Source organism: Streptomyces sp. NPDC001903 (genome assembly GCF_042891345.1).
Lineage (GTDB): Bacteria > Actinomycetota > Actinomycetes > Streptomycetales > Streptomycetaceae > Streptomyces.
The window spans coordinates 31251-51851 of the sequence record NZ_JBIASZ010000002.1 but is presented as its reverse complement, the minus strand read 5'-3'; the positions used below and the strand labels follow the sequence as shown (position 1 = coordinate 51851).

The following is a 20601-nucleotide window of genomic DNA, read 5'->3' as shown; positions in this document are numbered from 1 at the left end:
ACGCGTGGTTGGAGCACGTGCCGCCCGGGCAGAGCCCGCGGGGTTGGGTGGTGGCGCCACAGACAGACCGCAGACAGACCGCAGGCCTTGTCCCACAGCGGACGCAGATCCGCAGGCGCGCGGCCTTCCCGGCCTCGCACTCCCCGTTACGCCCGAAATTCGCTCGAAATCTGCTCGGAGTCTGTCCACCCTCACGAACCCGTCGGGTCGCACGGGCCTGATCCCCCGAAGTGGGGGCAGACGGCCGGATGAGGAAGGAGGTTCCGCATGCCTGGAATCCGTACGTGGTTCGGTCTGATTGCGGACCGCGCCGCCGCGCTCGGTGAGCGTCGTACGCAGGTGCAGGCGCGGCACGAGGCCGAGCTGCTGGCCGAGCGGCAGCGGGTCTCAGAGGCCCGCCGGGCCCGTCCGCGCGACCCGGACCCCGCCCGGGCGGTGCCCTGGGGTGTACGGGTCGCGGCCGAGGCCGGCTGGCGCTTCCTCGTGCTGGCGGCGGCCCTGTGGGTCATCATGCGGGTGATCGGTTCGGTCCGGCTCGTCGTCCTCGCCTTCGTGGCCGCGCTGCTGATCACCGCCCTGCTGGAACCGACGGTCGCCCGGCTGCACCGTGCGGGGCTCTCCCGGGGGCTGTCCACCGCCCTGACCGCGCTCTTCGGGTTCGTCATCCTGGGGCTGATCGGCTGGTTCGTCGTCTGGCAAGTGCTCGACAACCTGGACAATCTGTCCGGGCGGCTCCAGGAAGGCATCGAGGAGCTGAAGCGGTGGCTTCTCGACAGCCCCCTCCACGTGACCGAGCAGCAGATCAACGATGTTGCCGGCAGCCTGAGCGATGCCATCGGCACCAGTACCAGCGAGATCACCTCGACCGGGCTCCGGGGCGTGACCGTGCTGGTGGAGATCATCACTGGAATGCTGCTGGCGATGTTCTCGACGCTCTTCCTGCTGTACGACGGCCGGCGCATCTGGCAGTGGACGCTGAAGCTGGTCCCCGCCGCCGCCCGGCCGGATGTCGCCGACGCGGGACCGGCCGCCTGGGGCACCCTGACCGCCTATGTCCGTGGAACCTTGATCGTCGCCTTCATCGACGCACTCTTCATCGGTCTCGGCATCTACTTCTTGGGCGTGCCACTCGCCGTGCCCATCGCCGTGGTGATCTTCCTGGCCTCGTTCGTGCCCCTGGTAGGCGCCGTCGCGTCCGGGGCACTCGCGGTGGTCGTCGCACTGGTCACCCAGGGGGTGTTCACCGCGCTGCTGACCCTGCTGGTCGTGCTCGTCGTCCAGCAGATCGAGGGCCACGTGCTGCAGCCGTTCATCCTCGGAAGGGCCGTACGGGTCCATCCCTTGGCCGTGGTCCTGGCCGTCGCCACCGGCGGAGTGGTCGCCGGCATCGGCGGAGCGGTCGTCGCCGTCCCCCTGGTCGCCGTGTCCAACACGGTGATCGGGCACCTGCGCGCCCACAGCGGGGACGACGGTTCAGCGGACGGGTCCCCCGTGGCGGTCGAGGAGGAGCGGGCGGATCCGCCCGCGGAGCCGGACCAGGAACCTGCCTGACTCCCCGGCTGGTTCCGCAGGACGCCTGCGGCCTGCAGCCCACCGCTCACGCCGCAAGGGTGATCATGGTGCATCCGGATGCTGACGGACGGCGCCGCCTTCCGTGCCGGAGAAGCGGTCGCCTCGTACTCGTGAAGCGACCGCATCATTGCCGGGCTCACGCGGCCCGGGTTCACGGCGAACAGGCCAGTGCTGCCGGAACTCTGGTCTTGGCGCACATTCAGTGAGAGGCGGAATGGTGGAGCGGGTGGTGGCCGCCACCGGGGCGGGCCGGCTGCCGGTCCGTGGCCATGACGGGGGCTGCTGGGGCAGCCGAAAGCGCTTCACTCCGACCGACCTGGGCGGCGTCGTGCTGGTGCAGACCCGGCGCGGCGCACTGGTCCAGGACCTGTGTCGGAGATCAGCGCCGACCGGTCCGTGGACCGCGGAGGGGTCTTCCGCCACTCGCCCCGGTTCAAGCGGCTGTGCCTGGACGTCACGGCCGAGGACGTACCCCGGTTCGGGCTGGTGGAAGCGGCCGGAACCGGAGCACGCTGCCATCGCTGAACGCGATCGAGGTGACCGGTGGGGCCGGACCCCGTTAGGCCGGTCATGGAAACCCTTGCTACCGCCTGGCGGAGGCCTCACCTGGTGTTCGCGGCCTTCGTGCTGGCCCTCGCGTACAGCGCCATCACCGGCGTATCGCAGCCCCAGCCCGCCGCCGCGGCCGCCGCGTTCGCGCAGCCCTTCTCCCATGTCGTCTGGGAGGCGGGGAAGACCTATTCCATCGTGTGGACCGCAGGGACACCCGGAAGCCAGCCGCTCAAGTTGATGAAGGGACAGGCCACAGCTCTCCAGCAGGTGGCGCAGATCGCCACGGTAGACGGCGCCTCGGGCACCTACGAATGGACCGTCCCGGCCGACCTGCCCACCGACAACACGTACGCGATCGCGCTCGGAACCCCACCGGACATCGGCTACTCCGGTCAGTTCACCATCACCGATGACAGCAACCTTGCCACGTCGCCGAACGGGGGACGGGCCCCAGTTTCAACGCCAACCCCAGTGTCGGCCCGGAGTGGGCCCTAGCCACGCCAGCCCTGGCCCCGGGGGCGTCTCGCCGCGTCCGGTTCAGGCTTTGATCTCGCCGAGGGGCATGCGCAGGGTCAGGCTGTGCACTTCGGTAGTGCATCGCCGCACGGGAGCCGGCATGCATTGAGCGGCACGGTGACTGCGGGCTTCGAACCCGTTCCCGGCGGGCGCTGATTGCCCGCTGCCGGGACGGCTGGCCAACTGCTGGAGCGCTCTGCCGGCCCTGACCACCCTGCTTGCCCTCGACGAGCCGACCCGCCCCTGCCGCTGTAGCGCACGCTCTCGGGTCGGGGAGCGGCCGGGGGATCGGGTCCTTCTTCTGGCGGTCGGGGTCGGCGGCACCCCGTGTCGATAGGGCGTGCGCGTCCAGGCTCTCTGACCGATCGCCCAGACGGAGTTCCGATCCGGCCCGTCGACTGTGCGCCCACCGAATGCTGTGGCCCCCGGCGCTGACACGCTGGCGGGTGCAGGGCCTGCGCGCCGCCCCGACGGGACGGCGCCTGGGCCCGCTTTGGGGTGGCGGCCACAGCGGTGCCGTGGGGGAGAGGGATCACCGCTGTGGCCGGGTGCCTTGTACATGCCCTCGGTGCACGTGGGTCAAGTGCGAAACCACCTGTGCGCATGGAGAGGTGGGGGCCGGGTTTACAGACCGGCATGGTGCTCACCTGGCTCGCCCGCAGCGGCGCCAGGCCGGCCTTCGCATTTTGTGTCGTGGGAGCGGCGCGCGCTCCCGTCGGCAGGCCGTTCGCGGTGAGGGCTGCCCTCCGGTGAGAGGGCAGCCCAGGCTTGGGTGAGTCGCCCGGTGACGGGGCGTCAGCAGGTGAGGGTGACCTCGTGCACGACCGGCTGGGGTGTCCAGGGGAAGGAGGCCACGCCGAACGTGCCGCGGACGGTGGCGCCACAGGGGACGGTGCTCGCCGGGCCGCGTACCTCGAGCGTCGTGGTGGTGAAGACGACAGGCTTGTCCTGCGTGAGGGGCGGGGCGCCGGCGCCCACGACCTCGGCGGACAGTGTGGTGGACAGCTCCTTTGTGGCCGGCGTCGGGCTGCCGGGAGAGGGCGGCCCGGCCAGGCTGACCCTGCCGTAGAGCTGCACCGCGTTACCGGTGACCTCCGCGCACAGCCGGGTGAGCAGGCCTGCCTGGAGGCCCGAGTTCCCGCAGGTGGTCACGGTCTGGTCGGCGGTGGCCTCGGGGGTCGCGGCGGCCGGGCCGGCGGCCAGAACGGTCAGGCCGGCAACGCCGACCGCGAGAAGGGCTAAGCGGTTCATGGGGACGTGCTCTCCTTGTGTTTCGTCGGTACGTGACGGGCCATCGACCCGCCTTATGCAATGTGATATTTCACATGACATAAGAAGGTAAGATGATAGCGACCTGAATTCCTTCCGTCAGAGGGTCAAACTCTCCGGTGCGGCCGTCCGACGTTCCGTGGTCGAGCAGCGCAACCTGCGCCTCGCTCTCCGCGTTGTGACACCACGGAGCATGCCGGGGCTGAAGCCGGATCGCGGCGAGGTCACTGGACCGGGTAGGAGGCAGACCCGCCGCCGAGGGGACCGTGAGCGCTCCCGGCGGCAATACTCCACGGCCCTGGAGTCTGAGCACCGTCCCTCCAGGGGCTGGCCGGTATCCGCGTGACCTCCGCACGGTCGACTGCGAGCGGATCGGCCCACTCCAGCGCCGACGGCGCCGAGAACGGTCGGGCCGCGCCTCAAGGCTGGCTCAGCGACGTGTGAAGGCACGGGGTGGGGTGTGTGGGGTGATCCGGGGGCTCGCAAGAGTGATGGGTGGGGCCTGAGAGACTGCTCGGTATGGATATCCAGCGCAGGAACAATGTCACCGTCACCGGCAATCCCCATGGCCCGACGGTGGTTCTCGCGCATGGGTTCGGCTGCGACCAGAACATGTGGCGCCTCACCGTGCCCGCCCTGGTCGAGGACTACCGGGTGGTGTTGTTCGACTACGTCGGCTCGGGCCGCTCCGATCTTTCCGTGTTCTCCGAGACCCGCTACGCATCCCTCAGCGGATATGGGCAGGACGTGGTGGACGTGTGCGAAGCGCTCGAACTTCGAGGTGCGGTGTTCGTGGGCCACTCGGTCTCCGCGATGATCGGTGTGCTGGCCGCCCAGATGGCTCCGGAGCGGATCGGGGCGCTGGTGATGGTGGCGCCCTCGCCCCGCTACATCGACGACGAGGGCTATCGGGGCGGATTCTCTGCCGAGGACATCGAGGAGCTGCTCGATTCGCTGGAGTCGAACTACCTGGGCTGGTCGGCGGCGATGGCGCCGGTGATCATGGGGAACGCGGAGCGGCCCGAGCTCGGCGAGGAACTGACCAACAGTTTCTGCGCTACCGATCCGGCGATGGCACGGGTCTTCGCTCGCACCACCTTCCTGTCGGACTCGAGGGAGGACCTGAAGAAGGTGAACGTGCCGACGTTGGTACTGGAGTGCACGCAGGACGCCATCGCTCCGCGCGAGGTCGGCGCCTTCGTACACCAGACGGTCCCCGGCGCGAGACTGGTCACCCTGGACGCGACCGGGCACTGCCCGCACCTGTCCGCACCCGAAGCCACCAATCAGGCGCTCACCGGGTTTCTGGCGGGCCTGCGTTGATGTGCCGCACCGATCAGCTCGGCGACCCGCACGACGCTGACGACGAGAAGACATCGCACGCGGCGTTCGCCGCGCTGTTGGAGGACAGTGCGGAGGAACTGTATGAGTGCGCGCCGTGCGGGTATTTGTCCACGCTGATGGACGGCACCATCGCGAAGATCAACACGACGCTGCTGGACTGGCTGGGCCTGAACCGGGAGGAGGTGGTGGGCCGGCTGAGGTTCACCGACCTGCTGACCGTGGGCGGCAAGCTCTACCACGAAACGCACTTCGCGCCGCTGCTGCGCATGCAGGGCGAGATCGGCGGCGTCGCCCTGGAGGTCAAAGGCGCCGACGGCGTCCGGATGCCGGTGCTGGTCTCCTCCACGGTCAAACACGGAGCCACGGGCGAGCCGCTCCTCATCCGCACCACCCTCTTCGACGCCCGCGACCGCCGCGCCTACGAAGAGGAACTCCTGCGGTCCCGCAAAGCAGCCGAGGAAGCACGCCGGCAGGCCGAAGCCGACCGCGCCCGCCTCCAGGACGCCCTCGCCGCACTCCAGTCGTCCCTGCTGCCCGACACCCTGCCGCCCATACCCGGCATGGAGAGTGCCGCGCACTACCGCACTGCCTCGCCCGACCGGCTCGGCGGCGATTTCTACGACATTTTCCCCGTCGACGAAAAGCGCTTCGGCTTCTTCCTGGGCGACGTATGCGGCAAAGGCCCCCAGGCCGCAGCGGTGACCTCACTGACCCGCTACACCCTGCGGGCCGCGGCCTTGCACGACCCCGACCCCGTCTCCGCCCTCACCACCTTGAACAGGGTTCTTCACGAGCGCTACAGCGGTGGCGACCCCCGCTACTGCACCGCCATCTTCGGCACCCTCGAACCCGATCCGGGAACCGGGCAGGTCATGGTCCACCTGGCCTCCGGTGGCCACCCGCCGGCCCTGCTCCTGCGCGCCGACGGCACAGCCGACTTCCTGCCCACCCCCGGCGGCCTCCTCGTCGGCATCCTGCCCAACGCGCCCTTCACCCCCGCCATCGCCACCCTGGCCCCCGGCGACACCCTCCTGCTCTACACCGACGGCCTCACCGAAGCCCGCACCGGCGAAAGCCGCACCGACCTGTACGGAGATGAAGCCCTGCGCGCCTTCGCCACCCACCACGCCGGCCGCGCCCCGCATGCGGTCATCGAGGCGATGACCGGCCTGCTGGACGGCTTCGGCGACGGCCTCGACGACGACACCGCCCTCCTCGCGCTAGGCGTCCCCGCCCCCTGGGAGCCGGTATGAACCCACTGGATCTCACCGTCCGAGGCACCCCGAAAGGCCCGGTCGTAGCAGTCATAGGGGCACTCGACTACGAAACCTCCCCAGCCCTGCGCGACCTCCTCCAAACCCTTCCCCTGGAGCGGGGCCAGCGCCTCGTCCTGGAGCTGGCACGCATGCAATTCTGCGACTCCAGCGGCATCAGCGCCCTGATCGCCGCCCGCAACCACGCCCAGTCAGCCGGAGCCGACATCGCACTCGCCGCAGTCCCGGCCAACACCCTGCGCATCCTGCGTGTCGTCGGACTGGACCAGGTCTTCCCGCTCCATCCCGACACCGATTCCGCAATCGTGGCCTGACCCCGAGGCCGGCACCCTCACCTCGCAGTCTCTCCTTCGCGCAGCCACGCACAGCCCCGCGAGGTGGCAACACAGCGGGGAAGCGGCCTCTCGTAAGGGCAGGCCTGCGATCCTGCACTCACGGAGCCGGCCCGCGGACGCGGTTGGGGTTTGTGCGGGTGGTTCCCGGAGTAGGAGTGGGTCGAAGGTGTGCGCCGCGGGCGGATCGGGTGGGATGGGGCATGGCGAGGAGCCCACCTGCCCCGTCGGCGGCCTTTTCTCCCTCGGGTGTGGTGTCGGCCGACACCACTCGCTACCCCGTCCGTTGGCATCCGCGTATCCGGCACGACGGCCGACCATTGACGATCCGGCCGCCGCCGTGCACGTCTGTGACGGTATCCACGGCCTGGCGGATGGTCATCCCGGGTGAGAGCCGGCTCCCTTGTTGTCACGCTGTCTCCCGCCTCAGCCCGAGGAGCGAGCCGGGCGCAGGGGGGCAGTCCGCCACCGCCGGGCGAAGGGTGAACAGTGCCACCGATCCGGTGAGCTCCAGCACCCTGATCATCCAGTGACCGGGTGCAGCAAGCATGAGGCCCCACGCAGGGCGGCTCATGCTTCGATGCCCTGACCTGGTGCGCCAGCGGCACGGCCACGCCCGTGCCAAAGATGGACTTTGCCGTCTCCCCGGCCACCTGGCCATGCGCCCGCGCAAGCCGGGCCCGGGGGGCGTTTCGTACGTGGAAGACCTGTCCAGCAGTTCCGGTGCCCCGGTGCTCCGTCGATGCGCTGGAAATGAGCCGGGGGACCACGCGCAAGAACGATGCAAGGACGACGAATGAACGCCGGTCGAGTCCGGCTCGCGATGCGGAGAGGATCTGGCCGGCAACGGTCAGAAGGGCCATCACGACCTGGGTTTTCGAGCTCACAGCAGCAGCGGCCGCTGGTACGGCGCCGCGCCCAACGGGAATCGGCGTCCGCCCGCCCCATGGTACGGGGGCGGGCGGACGTACGTTGTGGCCGCTTCACCTGAACGGTGATCAGCTGACGACCCGTCGGCTGATCACCGTGTCGGTGGTCCTCAGGGCGGTCACGGTGTCCCTCGGCGGACGGTCGTCTGAGCATGCCGACCCCGGGTCCTGGCCATGGCGATCCTCTTGGAGGCTCTGCACCGTCTGGCGGGCTTCGCGGCGGAGCGGGAAGCGCGGTGCGAACCTGCGGTGGAAGGCGGCCTGCGGCTCCCGGCAGCGGTGCAGCGGTGACACCGCCCTCTCCGTGCCCCCTTGCACGAGCACGTGCTGGCGACCAGGCGTCGGGAAGGGCGGAGCGTGGCCTGGTGTGAGGGCTCGCAGGTATTGATGGGCTTGCACTTCGTCCCGCTGCGCGGGCGGCGTTCCGATCCCGCTACCGGTGGCACCCGGCGATGGCGTGGGCTGCGGTTACGGTCGGTCCGCCGACGACCTTGCTGCTCCTTGGCCGGCAGAAGTTCCCGCTGCTCGCCTCGATCCACGCGCAGATGTTCAAGATAGCGTCGCAGGTCGTGGCCTGGTATGCCGTCGACTTCCGCGACTACGACCTTCAAATGCCCACCGGCCGGCCAACTCACTGAACGGGCCCCGGCCGCGCAGCCTCAGGGCCGGTTCACCCGGCGGTGAACCCTCGATGTGGGAGCGGCGCAGCGCTCGCGACGCCGGCGTGACCTCGATGCTGCACGCCTGGGGCGGCCGGCGCTTCCACTACGACGGCACCGGCCGTGCCCGTCCCCCGTGAAGTCGGCTGCGGGCCAAGTCTGAGCGCATGGGCAAGCCCTGAGAAGCTGTTGTCGTACCGATCAAGCGGCTTGCCGATCGAACGGGGGTCTCGATCGAGTGATCGAGGGCTATGGAACGTCCAGGACCACACCGGCAAGGTCCGGCATCGCCCGGAGGAAGTCCGGAACACTTGCGAGTTCGTCCAGGCGCAGTTCATATGCCGAGATCCTGCGCGCATAGTTGACAGCGAGGTCATCGACCCGGTGCCGCAGATCGGCGCGCGACGCCACCATGACCGAGTCGTAGTAGTCGAAATCCGAACCGATCGTCAGGTCCACGAGTACCCCTTCTTCCTCAAGGACTTCGGCCAGAGTAGGGGGAGTCGGGCCGCTCAACGCGCTCACCAGACGTTGGAGACGTTCCGCTCCGCGGGCGACTGCGAAGACCGTGGTCTCCGATGAGGCGTCGAAGATCACCGCGTGCAGCGCGGATACCAGGTCGCGAGGCGTGGACAACCGGAACAGGCCCGCACGATCGGCGTTGTCCGGCTCCGCGGCGGTCGGCTCCGCCTGATGGGGCTTTGCCGTACGAGCAGGGACGAAGCCCTTGTTCCGTGTGGTGGCGGTCGGTGCTTTGGCGTCGACCTCGTACTCCCAGCTCACCGGAATAGGCTTCTGCTCCAGGAAACGCTCGGCATCGTCGCGGTAGTAGGTCGGGATCGCATAGCGGTCCAGGCCGGCCGTCAGACGCCACACCAGGCCCACATAGACGGCGACTTCCTCCATGCTGTTGTTGTTGACCGCCCACTCGGTGTAGGGCGTCCCTTCCTCAGGCCATTCCTGCCACAGGCCAGGCCAGTGCCGAGTCACCGCCCGGTCATTGCCCGGGAGGTAGTGGAAAAGATGGACGCCGCCTGTCATGGCGGCCTCGAAGCGGATCGGATGCACCGCGCCAGCCTAGCCTCGGGCAGCTCGGCGACGCTCCACAATTTCGTGCCAGAGAGGCCAGGCGACCGGGATCAGCGATCCCGTGACCACGTCACTCCCCGCTTGTCCCGATCGGGTGATCGTGGTCGGTGCCGGGTATGGAAGCAGGGCCTCTTGGCAGCTCGAAGGGCAGCCGCTACAACAGTCGATTCCGCACGCGCCGAGATGCCGACACGACGGACCGGGGGTCCTACCCGGCGGCGTTGGTCGGGACGGGACCGAGGAGGACGGCGGTGTCTCCCTCCCGGGGAGTGGCCGGCTCCCTCTCCGTGACGGGGTCGAGCCGGTCATCGGCGCGCACCACGAAGAGCGTGTCGTGGTCCGGCCGGAGCGGGGCGGTGCCCGGCTGTACCGTGAACCGGGCTCCCCGCGCGTAGCGCTCGGCGAGGACTTGTCGGCCCAGGGAGGGGCCGAAGAGAATCTCGCCGCCGGTATGGGGAGCAACCACGCTGTGGCTGTCGTGTGGTGGGCCGACCCTGTAGACGGGCCCCTCGACGGTGTCCTGCATCACGATGGAGGCGAGCGCGTTGAAGTCGTCGTCGTCGGTGGCCAGGAAGACGGCCGTGACACCCTCCAGCCGAGCCCCGGGGTTGGTCGCCGTGGCCAGCAGATCACCCCCGGCCAGCTCGATCCCCGCTGCCTTGATCGTCTCCCGCTCCTCGTTGAGCCCCGCCCACATCAGCACGTCGAGGCCGGCGGACCTCAGGGCCCTTCCCAGGCCGACCACCCACGGTTGGCCGCCCACCAGGAGGACGCGTGTGCCCTCCTCCCTGACCACGCCCAGCCGTCTGGCCATGGGAGCCGCCGTCATGGAATACAGCAGAACGGTGCCCACGATCACCAGGAAGGTGACCGGGAGGATCTTCGCCGCCCCGGCCTCTCCCCGTGCCACGAGGCCGGCGGAGAAGGCCGACGCCGTGGCCGCCGCGACGATGCCGCGCGGGTCCATCCATCCGACAAAGGCGCGCTCCCCGCGTGAGAGATCCGTGTGTGCCGCGGCCGCGAAGGCCACGAGCGGACGGACCGCCAGTACGAGGATCGCGAGCAGACCGAGCGAGGGAAGAAGCACCGGTACGAGGGACGCCGGTGTGACGGTGGAGGAGATGGAGATGAACAGCAGACCGATGATCAGCTGGACCAGGGTCTCGAAGAAGGGCCGGCGTGCCGGCATGTCGAAGCCGCGGATGCTGGAGACGGCCAGTCCCACCATGATGGCCGCGATCAGGCCCGTGTCGTCCCGCACGATGTCGCAGCCGGCCGATACGCCGATCACGACGGCGAGCTGCGCCAGTGTCCCCAGGGTCTCGCCGAGCCGGAGGGTGCGCAGTGTGAACCAGAGCAGAGCGGTGCCCACGCCCCCGCCGACCAGCCCGACCGCCATGCTGAGGAGGAACTGACCCAGCTGGTAGCCTCGACCGATGTCGATCTGGTGCGACGAGGCGACCGCGTGGAACGTGAGGGCGCCGAGGATGGCGCCGATGGGGTCGGTCAGCGTCCCCTCCCAGATCAGAATGTGCCGTACCTTGTTGCTCGGCCGCACGAAGTCGAGGATCGGTCCCACGACCGTGGGCCCCGAGACGACGAGGATCATGCCCAGCATCGCGGCCATGCGCAGGGGCATGTCGAACATCGCCGGTGCCACCGTCCCCGTCACGAGGAAGGTGAGCAGCACGCCGTACACGAGCAGCCTGCCCACCATGCCGCGGGTGTGGTGGGCGAGTTTGCGCAAGTCGAGTCCCAGACCGGCGTCGTAGAGGATCACCGCGACGGACAGCGACACCAGGGTGGAGAAGCTGGGCCCCAGCAGGTTCTCCGGGTGGATGACGTCCGTGATCGCACCGGCGGTGAACCCGGCGGGCAGCAGGATGATCAGGGCTGGGACTCGCAGCCTGCTCGCCAGGATCTGCGCTCCTGTGGCGAGCACCACCGTCAGGGCGAGCCCGAGAAGGATCTCGTCTTCGGTCACAGCGTCGTCCTTCCTCGGAGCCGGACGGAGGGCATCCGGTGTGGATCCGGCCAGGGGCCAGCTGTTGCGTGCTGCACCACCGTCCCGTGGGAACCCGTGGTTGCCCTGGCGAACGCCCCTGCTACGTCCGTCAGCTGTGAGGTACGGCAGCAACAGGGCAGGAGGCGTGGTGAATGAGGGCGTGCGTGACCGAACCGACGTGGGAGCCCCTGGCCGCCCTGCGCCGGCCGACGACCACAAGCCCCGCGTCGTGTGCCGCCCATCAGCACCCACATGCCCGAGAGGACTGGTCATGAAGCTACCGAGTCGCTGAATCGCCGTCGTGCACCGCATTCGGTGACGTTGCCGAAGTGCCCCATCTGGCCGACCGGCCGGTGGCGACAGCCGAGCGGCACATCGGATGAGGTAGACCGTGCCGAGACGGAACGTGGTCGCAATCCCCACGTCGCATGGCGCCTTTCCACCCGCTATCGCGCGGTTCACCGTTGACAAGCATCTGCCATGGCGAGGACTTGCCGTCATGAGGCCTTCACGACGGCACTCACGGGTCGATAGACCCATGGCATGTCCTCCCCCTCTCATGCTTCCGCCTTCCGGCGCCGGCGCTGGCAGCTGATCTCGGCCGCCACCGCCGTGCCGCTGCTGGCGTCGGGGCTTGCGGTCCTGCAAGCGCCCGCCCAGGCCGCTCCGAGCAAGCCCACCCATCCCTCCCAGTCATCGGCGACCCACAAGGTCACCCTGGTCACCGGCGACGTCGTCACGGTCACCACGATGGCCGACGGCAAGCAGAGCGCCGAAGTCGACCGGCCCGACGGTGCCGTCGGCGGCGTGAAGATCCAGCAGGTCAAGGGAGACCTGTTCGTCATCCCGGACGAGGCGGCGCCGCTGCTGGGCACGGACAAGCTGGACCGACGCTTGTTCAACGTCACCGATCTGATCGAGATGGGCTACGACGACGCGAAGTCGGCTGCAGTGCCGCTGATCGCGACATACACCCAGTCGAAGTCCCGTTCGGCCGGCGAGCCGGCGGCCCCTCGTGGCAGCAAGGTGGCCCGCCGGCTCAAGGGCATCGGCGGTGCCGCGCTCAGCACCGAGAAGCGGCAGGCTCGCACCTTCTGGACCACCGTCGCGCCGCAGGGCAGCCCGTCGCTGGGCGAGGGCGTGGCGAAGCTGTGGCTCGACGGTCGCGTGAAGGCCGGCCTGAAGGAGAGCGTGCCGCTGATCGGCGCGCCCGAGGCCTGGGCGGCCGGGTACGACGGCAAGGGCGTCAAGGTCGCGGTGCTCGATACCGGCGTCGACGTCAACCACCCCGACTTCTCCGGCCTGATCGACGGCACGGCCAGCTTCGTGCCGGGTGAGGCCGTCACCGACGTCAACGGTCACGGCACCCATGTCGCCAGCACGATCGTCGGTTCGGGCGCCGCCTCCGGGGGCGCCAACAAGGGCGTAGCCCCCGGCGCCGACCTGTTCGTCGGCAAGGTCCTCGGCGGTGCGGAGGGCTCCGGCCAGGACTCCTGGGTCATGGCCGGCATGCAGTGGGCCGCCGAGTCCGGTGCGGACGTCGTCAACATGAGCCTCGGCGACTCCTACCCGACGGACGGCAGCGACCCCATGTCGCAGACGGTCGACGCGCTGTCCGCGCAGTACGGCACGCTGTTCGTCATAGCCGCCGGCAACTCCGGCCCGGAGAGCATCTCCGCCCCGGGCGCGGCCGCCTCGGCGCTGACCGTGGCCGCCACGGACAAGCAGGACCGGCTCGCGTCCTTCTCCAGTACCGGCCCGCTGGCCCACTCCGGCGGCATGAAGCCGGACATCGCGGCGCCCGGCGTGGACATCACCGCGGCCCGCTCACAGGAGATGACCGGCAGTGGCGAGGGCCCTTACCGCACCCTCAGCGGCACCTCGATGGCCACCCCGCACGTGGTCGGCGCGGCGGCGATCCTGGCCCAGCAGCACCCGGACTGGACCGGCGCGCAGCTCAAGGAACACCTGATGAGCACCGCGAAGGGCCTGGACGGCGGGTACTCGCCGTACGAGGTGGGCACCGGGCGTGTCGACGTTGCCGCCGCAGTGCGCACCACGGTCCGCGGCACCGGATCGCTCTTCTTCGGCAACTACACATGGCCGCACGAGCCGAGCGACGCCGCCGTCACCAAGGACCTGACCTTCACCAACACCGGTGCCGCCGACATCACCCTGAACCTGGCGCAGACCGGCGGCGGACCGTTCACGCTGGGAGCCACGAGGGTGACCGTCCCGGCGCGCGGCACGGCCGCCGTTCCGGTGACCGGTGACCCGAAAGCCGCGGCCGCCGGCCGGCACGTCGGCTACGTGACGGCCACCGACGCCGACACCGGGCAGCCGGTGACCCGCACGTCCGTGGCGCTGCTCAAGGAGGAGGAGCGCTACGACCTGAACATCAAGCTGGTCGGCCGGGACGGCAAGCCCGCCGCCGGCTGGGTCACGGTCAACCTGGCCGGCGACTTCTGGCCCTGGTCGCTCTACGTCGACGGCTCGACGACCATGCGCATGGCACCCGGTACGTACACCGCCGCGGGATACCTCGACGTGGCGGGCGAGAAGGCCGACCGCTCGGGTCTGGCCGTGCTGGTCGACCCGGAGACCGTACTCAAGGACAGATCCGCGGACGTGGTGCTGGACGCGAGTAAGGCACGCCTGCTGCAGACCGAGGCACCGCAGCGCAGCGAAGACCGACAGCGCAAGGTCGACTTCAACGTCCACTACAACGGCCTCGACCCATTCACGGACTACCGCAGCGCGTACGTACTGCCGCCGATGTACGACGACGTCTACGTCGCACCGACGGAGCCGATGAAGCAGGGCGAGTTCATGCTGACCACCCGGTGGCGCAAGGGCGAGCCGCAGATCAGCCTGAGCACGCCGGGCGGCCGGCTCCACTTCGAGGCACTGGTGCAGGCGGGCAGTTCCCTGCGCACCGCCCGCGACACCCTGGACGCCGTCTACGCGGGCAACGGCGCGACCGCCGCGTACAAGAAGGCCAAGGCCAAGGGCAAGGTCGTCGTCATCGACCGCAGCGACGGGGTCTCGCCCCAGGAGCGCACCGAGGCCGCGGTCGCGGCCGGTGCGAAGGCGCTGATCGTGGTCAACGACGGTGTCGGCGGGCTGATGGAGTACGTCGGCGAATCGAACATCCCGGTCGCCACCGTGCACCGCGAGGCGGGCAAGGCCCTTGTCGCGATGGCCAAGGCCGGCCGTCACAAGCTGACCGTGGAGCAGACCGAGTACACGCCGTTCGTCTACGACCTCACCCGGGAGTACCCTGGCCGGGTTCCGGACCGGGCCCTGGTCTACAAGCCGACCAAGGACGACCTCGCCCGGATCGATGCCCGCTACTACTCGGCCACGGACGGCCGGTCGGCGGAAGGCTATCGGTCCGACTTCACCCTCAGCCCGTCGGTCAACTTCCCCGAGCGCGAGTGGCATCCGGGCACCCGTACCGAGTGGGTGACCCCGGGCCAGGTCTGGAGGGAGTTCCACGCGCAGGGCGTCGACACGGCCCTGCCGTGGGTGATGGTGTCGGGCGACAACACGTACGCCAAGGGCAGCTCCACCCGGCTGGACTGGTTCGCTCCGGCGACCCGGCCCGGCCAGAGCGAGTCCTTCGGCGTGTACAACTCCCGCTGGCAGAACCAGATGACCTGGAACGTGCAGGCGTGGGCCTCCTCCAGCGAGACCATGCGGCTCGGCGGCTTCCTGCAGTGGGGCGAGACGCCGACCCACCTGCAGGTCTTCCAGGGCGACAGGCTGATCCACGACAACCCGCACAGCACGGACATGCAGTGGGTGGAGGTCCCGGCGGGCAACCTGCCCTTCCGCGCCGTCCTCGACGCCGAGCGGCCCGGTGACCTCTTCCGCCTGTCGACGCGCACCCACACCGAGTGGACGTTCATGTCCGACACCGTCGACTCGGAGTTCTTCGAACCGTTCCCGGTGCTGAACCTGGACTACGCGCTGGAGTCGGACCTGCACGGCGACGTCAAGGCCAACGCGACTCAGGAGATCGCGCTCAAGCCGGTGTCGATGGGCCTCGGCACCGTACCGGGCACCGTCAAGTCGGTGCAGCTGGACGTCTCATACGACGATGGGGCGACGTGGCAGAAGGTGACCGTGACCAAGGGCGCCGGCGGCCGCTGGACGGGTTCGTTCAGGACGGCCAAGAAGCCCGGCGGCTTCATCTCGGTGCGTGCGAGCGCCGAAACGGACAGCGGCTTCAGCGTCAGGAACGAGATCATCCGGGCGTACGGCCTGCGATGAACCGCACTATCGGTCCCCGGGGCGGCGACGCCCCGGGGACCTTCCCCTCGCACCTGTTCCCACCAGGGACTATTCAGAGTCTGCCACCATGGCGGATACTCTCCCCGCTGCGGCAAGCGGAAGAGAGTCGGTCGCCGATGCTGGATGTCCTGGGCCTCGACCCCGACGACGAACGTGTCTACCGGGCGCTGATCGGACGGTCGCACTCCACCGTGCTCCTGCTCAGCGACGAAATCGCCCTCCCGCACGCCCACGTCGACAAGGTCTTGTCCCGTTTGGTCGAGTGGGGGCTGGTGACGAGGTCGGCGGACGGCCGGTTCACCGCCGCGCCGCCCGCCATGGCCCTGGGCGCTCTCATCAGCCAGCGCCGGGACGGGCTGCGCATGGCCGAGCACGCCCTGGTGACCTTCGCCGAGAAGCACCGGGCGGCGATGACCGGGAGCAGCATCAACGATCTGATCGAGGTCGTCACGGGCCCCGACGCCATCCGCCACCGCTTCCTCCAGGTGCAGCAGGCGGCCCGCACACAGGTCCGATCCTTCATCACCGCACCGTTCGTCGCCCTGCCGCCCGAGGAGAACACCGCCGAGCCCGTGGCCATCGGCCGCGGCGTGCAGTTCCGTGCGGTGCTGGACAGGGCCGTGCTGGCAGAACCGGGCATCGTCGACGACGCGATCGACTCATTGGGCAGGGGCGTGCAGCTCCGGGTTGCCGACGAGCTGCCGATGAAGCTCGTCCTGGCCGATGCCGACCTCGGCCTCGTCCCCCTCGCGGTCACACCGGACGGGGAGCCCGGTGCCGTGCTGCTGCACCGCAGCGGCCTGCTGGACGCGCTGGAGGCCCTGTTCGAGACCGTATGGCGAGCCGCCCACCCGCTGTCGTTGCCGGCCGCGGACGCAGGACCCGAAGCCACCGTGGAGGTCGGTCCGCTAGGCCCGACCGAGCTCGACCGCAGGATCCTCGGGCTGCTCCTGGCCGGCCTGACGGACCTGACGGCCGCGGCACAACTCGGTCTGTCGCCGCGCACGCTGCACCGGCGCCTGCGTCACCTGATGGACATGGCCGGAGTCCGCAGCCGGATGCAGCTCGGCGCCCACGCCATACGGAAGGGCTGGGCGGAGCTCCCACGGACGTGACCGCTAGCGACGGCGGGCGGTTGTTTGTACGCCGGGCACATCCACCGCCGGGTTGGCTGTGCTCTCAGGACGGCTCCGGGCGTGGCGGCCTGTTCATGGTGCCTGGCATTCACACCGAACCGATGGTGTGCGTGTCGGTACCAGTGCCAGGAGGGCAGCCGATGAGCGCAGTCGCAGCGGAGTCCGGAACCGCCGGAGTCCCGAGGGGGCCGGCGGTTCGAAGTCCCCGGCCGGTCGCAGCGGTTCGCTGCCGACGAGCCGGGGCGGAGCGCGATACAGAACGCGAGCTGGGAGCTCTCCTTCGGTCTCGGACCGTCCTGACACGGCATCGTTGAGCGCTTCGCGGTACCGGCGAAACGCTTCAACCAGACGGTCACGACGGTGATGTTGCCAACTGAACGGCATGGCCTCGGCCGGACATGATGCCGACCTCAGCATGCGGGATGCTCCACCACGCAGTCTCTCCGCGGAACAGGCCCGCGACCCCTCCCAGTCCCAGGTGTCGTAGTACGCGGGCACCTCTGCGGGCGGCGCCTTGGCGGGAAGGTGACCGCCATGAACGTCATCAGCGGCGACGTCGACGTGAGAGCGATGCGTTCGAGTACCCCAGACGTCTGGGTGAACGTACCGCAGTCCTCGGTGGCTTCGACAACGCTACGGGCACGGCCTCACCGTGCCGGGGTGAAGCCGCCCCAGACCGAGAGGGCGCCGCGCGGACCGTTGGCGTCGACGCGGTCCGGTGGTCGGTCAGGCGAGGTCGGGGAGGGGGCGCCGGGCGACCTCGTGGGCGTCGTCCGGTGGTACGCCCAGCATGCGCAGGACCATCTCGGCGAGGTTCACCGCGGCGTCATCGCCGTCCACGTCGGGGCGGGCGAATCTCAGCTCTACCAGGGACAGCAGGGTTCCACCCAGTGCGGACAGGGCCACTATCGGGTCGACGGCGGTGAAGCGGCCGGAGGCCATGCCGACCTCGACGTCCCGGCGGGCCCGTCGGGCCAGGCCGTTGTCCGAGTGGATGTGGCCCAGGCCGCGACGGCGCAGCACCTGCATCAGCTCCGGGTGCGACTCGGCCATGCGGGCGCTGAGCCGGAAGCCCGTCGCGACGAGCTCCGCGGGGTCGTCGATGCCGGCCAGGCGCTCGTCGAAGGTCTGGCCGAACTCCTCCAGCGCGTCCTGCACCGCGGCCTCGAACAGCTCCGTCTTGGAGTCGAAGTGGTTGTAGAACGAGCCGAAGCCGACGTCTGCGCGCTCGGCGATCACCTGGATGCTGACGCTGGTGTCCCCGGTCTCGGCGAGTATCTGGCGGGCCGCGCGGACGAGAGCTCCGCGGGTCTCGGCGCGACGCCGCTCGAATCGGTTGCTGGGCGGGGCTGACGTAGGCATACGCAGAGTCTAACCGTGGAGACGATGATGATCGCAGTCCTGATGAATTCATCATCTCCTGCAGCGAACCCCTTGACGATAGAACTCTCACACTTGATGATTTCCTCATTACGGCAATGTTGCTTGGAGGACACCATGTCCGAAACCCGCGTCAACGCAGTCGGCGTCCCGGACGTCAGGACGGCCCATCAGGACCTCCACAGTGCGCAGGGAGCCCTGCGCGGCGAACATCCCGGGCGGTCCCGCAACCCCGTGATCAAGGTGGCCGACCTGGCCTGGCTGGAGTTCGAGAAGCCTGACCTGGACCGGGCCGAGGTCTTCGCCCGGGACTTCGGCTTCGGTGTCGCCGCCCGGAGCGAGAGCGAGCTGTGGCTGCGGGGAACCTTCGCCGGCTCGCCGTGCATGGTGATCCGGCGCGGCCGGACCTCCCGTTTCATCGGCCCGGCGTTCCGCGCCGCCGAGCGGGCCGACCTGGACCGGCTGGCCCGCGCCACGGGCACGTCCGTACGGGACGCGGACGTGCCCGGCGGCAAGGCGGTCGACCTGCTCGACCCCTCCGGCTTCCCAGTCCGGGTCGTGCACTGCGGTCAGGAACTTCCGGCGCTGCCCGAGCAGCAGCCGCTTCTGCTCAACTTCGGCACCGATCACCGTCGCACGAACGTCACCCAGCGCCCGCCGCGTGAACCCTCCCGCATCCAGCGCCTGGGCCATGTGGTCCTGGAGACAAGGGTGTTCGGGCGCGCCCTGGACTGGTACCTGGACACCCTCGGGATGATCGTGTCCGACTTCCTGTTCCTGGACGGCCAGCGCGGCCGTGGCCCGACGATGGCGTTCATCCGCTGTGACCAGGGCAGCCGGGCCGTTGACCACCACACGCTGGCCATGCACCTGGGCCCGGGCAACGGCTACGTCCACTCCGCCTACCAGGTGACCGACCTCGACTCGATCGCCGCAGGCGGCGAGTACCTGGCCGAGCGCGGCTACCAGCGCAGCTGGGGCATCGGCCGGCACGTCCAGGGCAGCCAGCTCTTCGACTACTGGCGCGACCCCGACCGTTTCATGCTGGAGCACTTCGCAGACGGCGACCTGTTCTCCTGCGACCTGGAGCCCGGCTGGGCACCCATGTCGACCACCGGCCTGGCCCAGTGGGGACCTCCTGCCACCCGTGACTTCCTCGGCGCGAGCCCCTCCCCGCAGCGGGTCCGTGACGTCATCGAAGCCCTGCGAGGCGACAACGAGATGGACCCGGCACGCCTGCTGGGCCTGCTCAAAGCCGCCAAGTCCTGAAACCCAACCCCCTCACGAAGGTACTGATATGAGCACCAACGTCCTGCGCACCGCCGACGGATGGTGGGTCCTCCGCGGCGACCGGGCCGTCCACGTCGACACCAGGGCCGCCACCACCGCCGAGCTGATCGCCGACCGGGCGGCCGTGCGCGAGGCCGCCCTCTCCGGGGAGACGGGCACGCCCGTCGCCGACCTGGTCGCCCTCTCGCCGGTGACCACTCCCTGCCGGGTGGTCGCACAGATGGTCAACTACCGCAGCCACGCCCGCGACTCGGGCTTCACCGGCGACATTCCGCCCGCCTTTTTCCGCAAGGCGTCCGGGTCCTTGAGTGGCCCGGGTGAGGCGATCGTCCGCCCGTCGCACGTGAAGTTCCTCGACTACGAGATCGAGCTCGGGCTCGTCATGGGCGCACCCCTGCCCGTCGGCACTGTGGTCGAGGAGCGTGACCTGCCGTCGTATGTCGCCGGGCTGGTGATCACGAACGACGTAAGCGCCCGTGAGGTGCAGCTGACCAAGACGCAGTTCTACGAGAGCAAGTCGTACCCGACCTTCACACCGGCCGGCCCCTACCTGGCGTTGCTGGAGCCCGAGGACTTCGCCCGTTTCCTCGATCTGCGGCTGCGGCTGTCGGTCAACGGCGAGCTGCGTCAAGACCGCACCCTCGCCGACATGATCGTCCGCCCGGCACAGGCGCTGACCTTGCTGGCCCGCTTCCAGACCCTCGACCCCGGAGACCTGCTGCTCACCGGGACCCCCGGCGGCACGGCCCTCAAGGCCCCGCCCAAGGCCGTCGAGAAGATCGGCGCGCTGCTGCCGCCCGCCGTGAAGTGGAAGGCGTTCTTCAAGAGCCAGGCCCGTAACCCGCACTACCTGCACACGGGTGACATGATCACGGCCACGATCTCGACCCCGGACGGGCGGATCGACCTCGGCGAGCAGCGCACGCCCGTCACGGACGCGAAGTAAGACCCGAGGTGA

The 20601-nt window shown here is 69.6% G+C and carries 15 protein-coding genes and 1 pseudogene; 11 read left to right on the top strand and 5 right to left on the bottom strand.

Annotated elements, in window-relative coordinates; genetic code table 11:
- Positions 1-267: 267 nt before the first annotated feature.
- From ACFYZS_RS03730 to ACFYZS_RS03720, 3 genes are all read left to right on the top strand, one after another.
- Complete coding sequence (locus tag ACFYZS_RS03730) at positions 268-1551, top strand: AI-2E family transporter (RefSeq protein WP_389006402.1); 1284 nt, start codon at positions 268-270, stop codon at positions 1549-1551.
- A gap of 390 nt (positions 1552-1941) precedes the next feature.
- Positions 1942-2097 (top strand): hypothetical protein, encoded by a 156-nt coding sequence (locus tag ACFYZS_RS03725; protein ID WP_389006400.1) that lies wholly within the window; start codon positions 1942-1944, stop codon positions 2095-2097.
- An 84-nt stretch (positions 2098-2181) separates the two neighbouring features.
- Positions 2182-2619, top strand: a complete 438-nt coding sequence (locus ACFYZS_RS03720; RefSeq protein ID WP_389006398.1) for a GPI anchored serine-threonine rich family protein — start codon at positions 2182-2184, stop codon at positions 2617-2619.
- A gap of 816 nt (positions 2620-3435) precedes the next feature.
- Here the strand turns inward: ACFYZS_RS03720 and ACFYZS_RS03715 are convergent.
- The gene (locus ACFYZS_RS03715; RefSeq protein ID WP_389006396.1) at positions 3436-3891 is read right to left on the bottom strand and encodes a hypothetical protein; all 456 of its coding nucleotides are present in this window, start codon (positions 3889-3891) and stop codon (positions 3436-3438) included.
- A gap of 537 nt (positions 3892-4428) precedes the next feature.
- Here ACFYZS_RS03715 and ACFYZS_RS03710 point away from each other — a divergent pair.
- From ACFYZS_RS03710 to ACFYZS_RS03695, 4 genes are all read left to right on the top strand, one after another.
- Entirely contained in the window at positions 4429-5232 is an 804-nt protein-coding gene (locus tag ACFYZS_RS03710; protein WP_389006394.1) for an alpha/beta fold hydrolase, read from the top strand.
- Entirely contained in the window at positions 5232-6506 is a 1275-nt protein-coding gene (locus ACFYZS_RS03705) for a PP2C family protein-serine/threonine phosphatase (protein ID WP_389006392.1), read from the top strand. The genes ACFYZS_RS03710 and ACFYZS_RS03705 overlap by 1 nt, the downstream gene beginning before the upstream one ends.
- The gene (locus tag ACFYZS_RS03700) at positions 6503-6841 is read left to right on the top strand and encodes an STAS domain-containing protein (RefSeq protein ID WP_389006390.1); all 339 of its coding nucleotides are present in this window, start codon (positions 6503-6505) and stop codon (positions 6839-6841) included. The genes ACFYZS_RS03705 and ACFYZS_RS03700 overlap by 4 nt, the downstream gene beginning before the upstream one ends.
- Before the next feature lie 1399 nt (positions 6842-8240).
- The gene (locus ACFYZS_RS03695; protein ID WP_389006388.1) at positions 8241-8426 is read left to right on the top strand and encodes a hypothetical protein; all 186 of its coding nucleotides are present in this window, start codon (positions 8241-8243) and stop codon (positions 8424-8426) included.
- 270 nt (positions 8427-8696) lie between these two features.
- Here the strand turns inward: ACFYZS_RS03695 and ACFYZS_RS03690 are convergent, their stop codons facing one another.
- From ACFYZS_RS03690 to ACFYZS_RS03680, 3 genes and pseudogenes are all read right to left on the bottom strand, one after another.
- Entirely contained in the window at positions 8697-9515 is an 819-nt protein-coding gene (locus tag ACFYZS_RS03690; RefSeq protein WP_389006386.1) for a hypothetical protein, read from the bottom strand.
- A 229-nt stretch (positions 9516-9744) separates the two neighbouring features.
- Positions 9745-11520 (bottom strand): cation:proton antiporter, encoded by a 1776-nt coding sequence (locus ACFYZS_RS03685; protein ID WP_389006384.1) that lies wholly within the window; start codon positions 11518-11520, stop codon positions 9745-9747.
- Between the two features lie 130 nt (positions 11521-11650).
- Positions 11651-11764: pseudogene (locus ACFYZS_RS03680) on the bottom strand (universal stress protein); the annotation flags it as partial.
- Positions 11765-12084: 320 nt separating this feature from the next.
- Here ACFYZS_RS03680 and ACFYZS_RS03675 point away from each other — a divergent pair.
- Positions 12085-15816, top strand: a complete 3732-nt coding sequence (locus ACFYZS_RS03675) for a S8 family serine peptidase (protein ID WP_389006382.1) — start codon at positions 12085-12087, stop codon at positions 15814-15816.
- A 137-nt stretch (positions 15817-15953) separates the two neighbouring features.
- Positions 15954-16952, top strand: a complete 999-nt coding sequence (locus tag ACFYZS_RS03670) for a helix-turn-helix domain-containing protein (protein ID WP_389006380.1) — start codon at positions 15954-15956, stop codon at positions 16950-16952.
- A gap of 747 nt (positions 16953-17699) precedes the next feature.
- Here ACFYZS_RS03670 and ACFYZS_RS03665 read toward each other — a convergent pair.
- Entirely contained in the window at positions 17700-18335 is a 636-nt protein-coding gene (locus ACFYZS_RS03665) for a TetR/AcrR family transcriptional regulator (RefSeq protein WP_389006378.1), read from the bottom strand.
- Between the two features lie 135 nt (positions 18336-18470).
- Between ACFYZS_RS03665 and ACFYZS_RS03660 the strand changes: the two genes are divergently transcribed.
- Both ACFYZS_RS03660 and ACFYZS_RS03655 read left to right on the top strand, forming a co-directional pair.
- Positions 18471-19622, top strand: coding sequence for a VOC family protein (locus ACFYZS_RS03660; protein ID WP_389006376.1), 1152 nt, complete (start codon positions 18471-18473; stop codon positions 19620-19622).
- Positions 19623-19650: 28 nt separating this feature from the next.
- The gene (locus ACFYZS_RS03655) at positions 19651-20589 is read left to right on the top strand and encodes a fumarylacetoacetate hydrolase family protein (RefSeq protein ID WP_389006374.1); all 939 of its coding nucleotides are present in this window, start codon (positions 19651-19653) and stop codon (positions 20587-20589) included.
- The last annotated feature ends 12 nt before the right edge of the window (positions 20590-20601 follow it).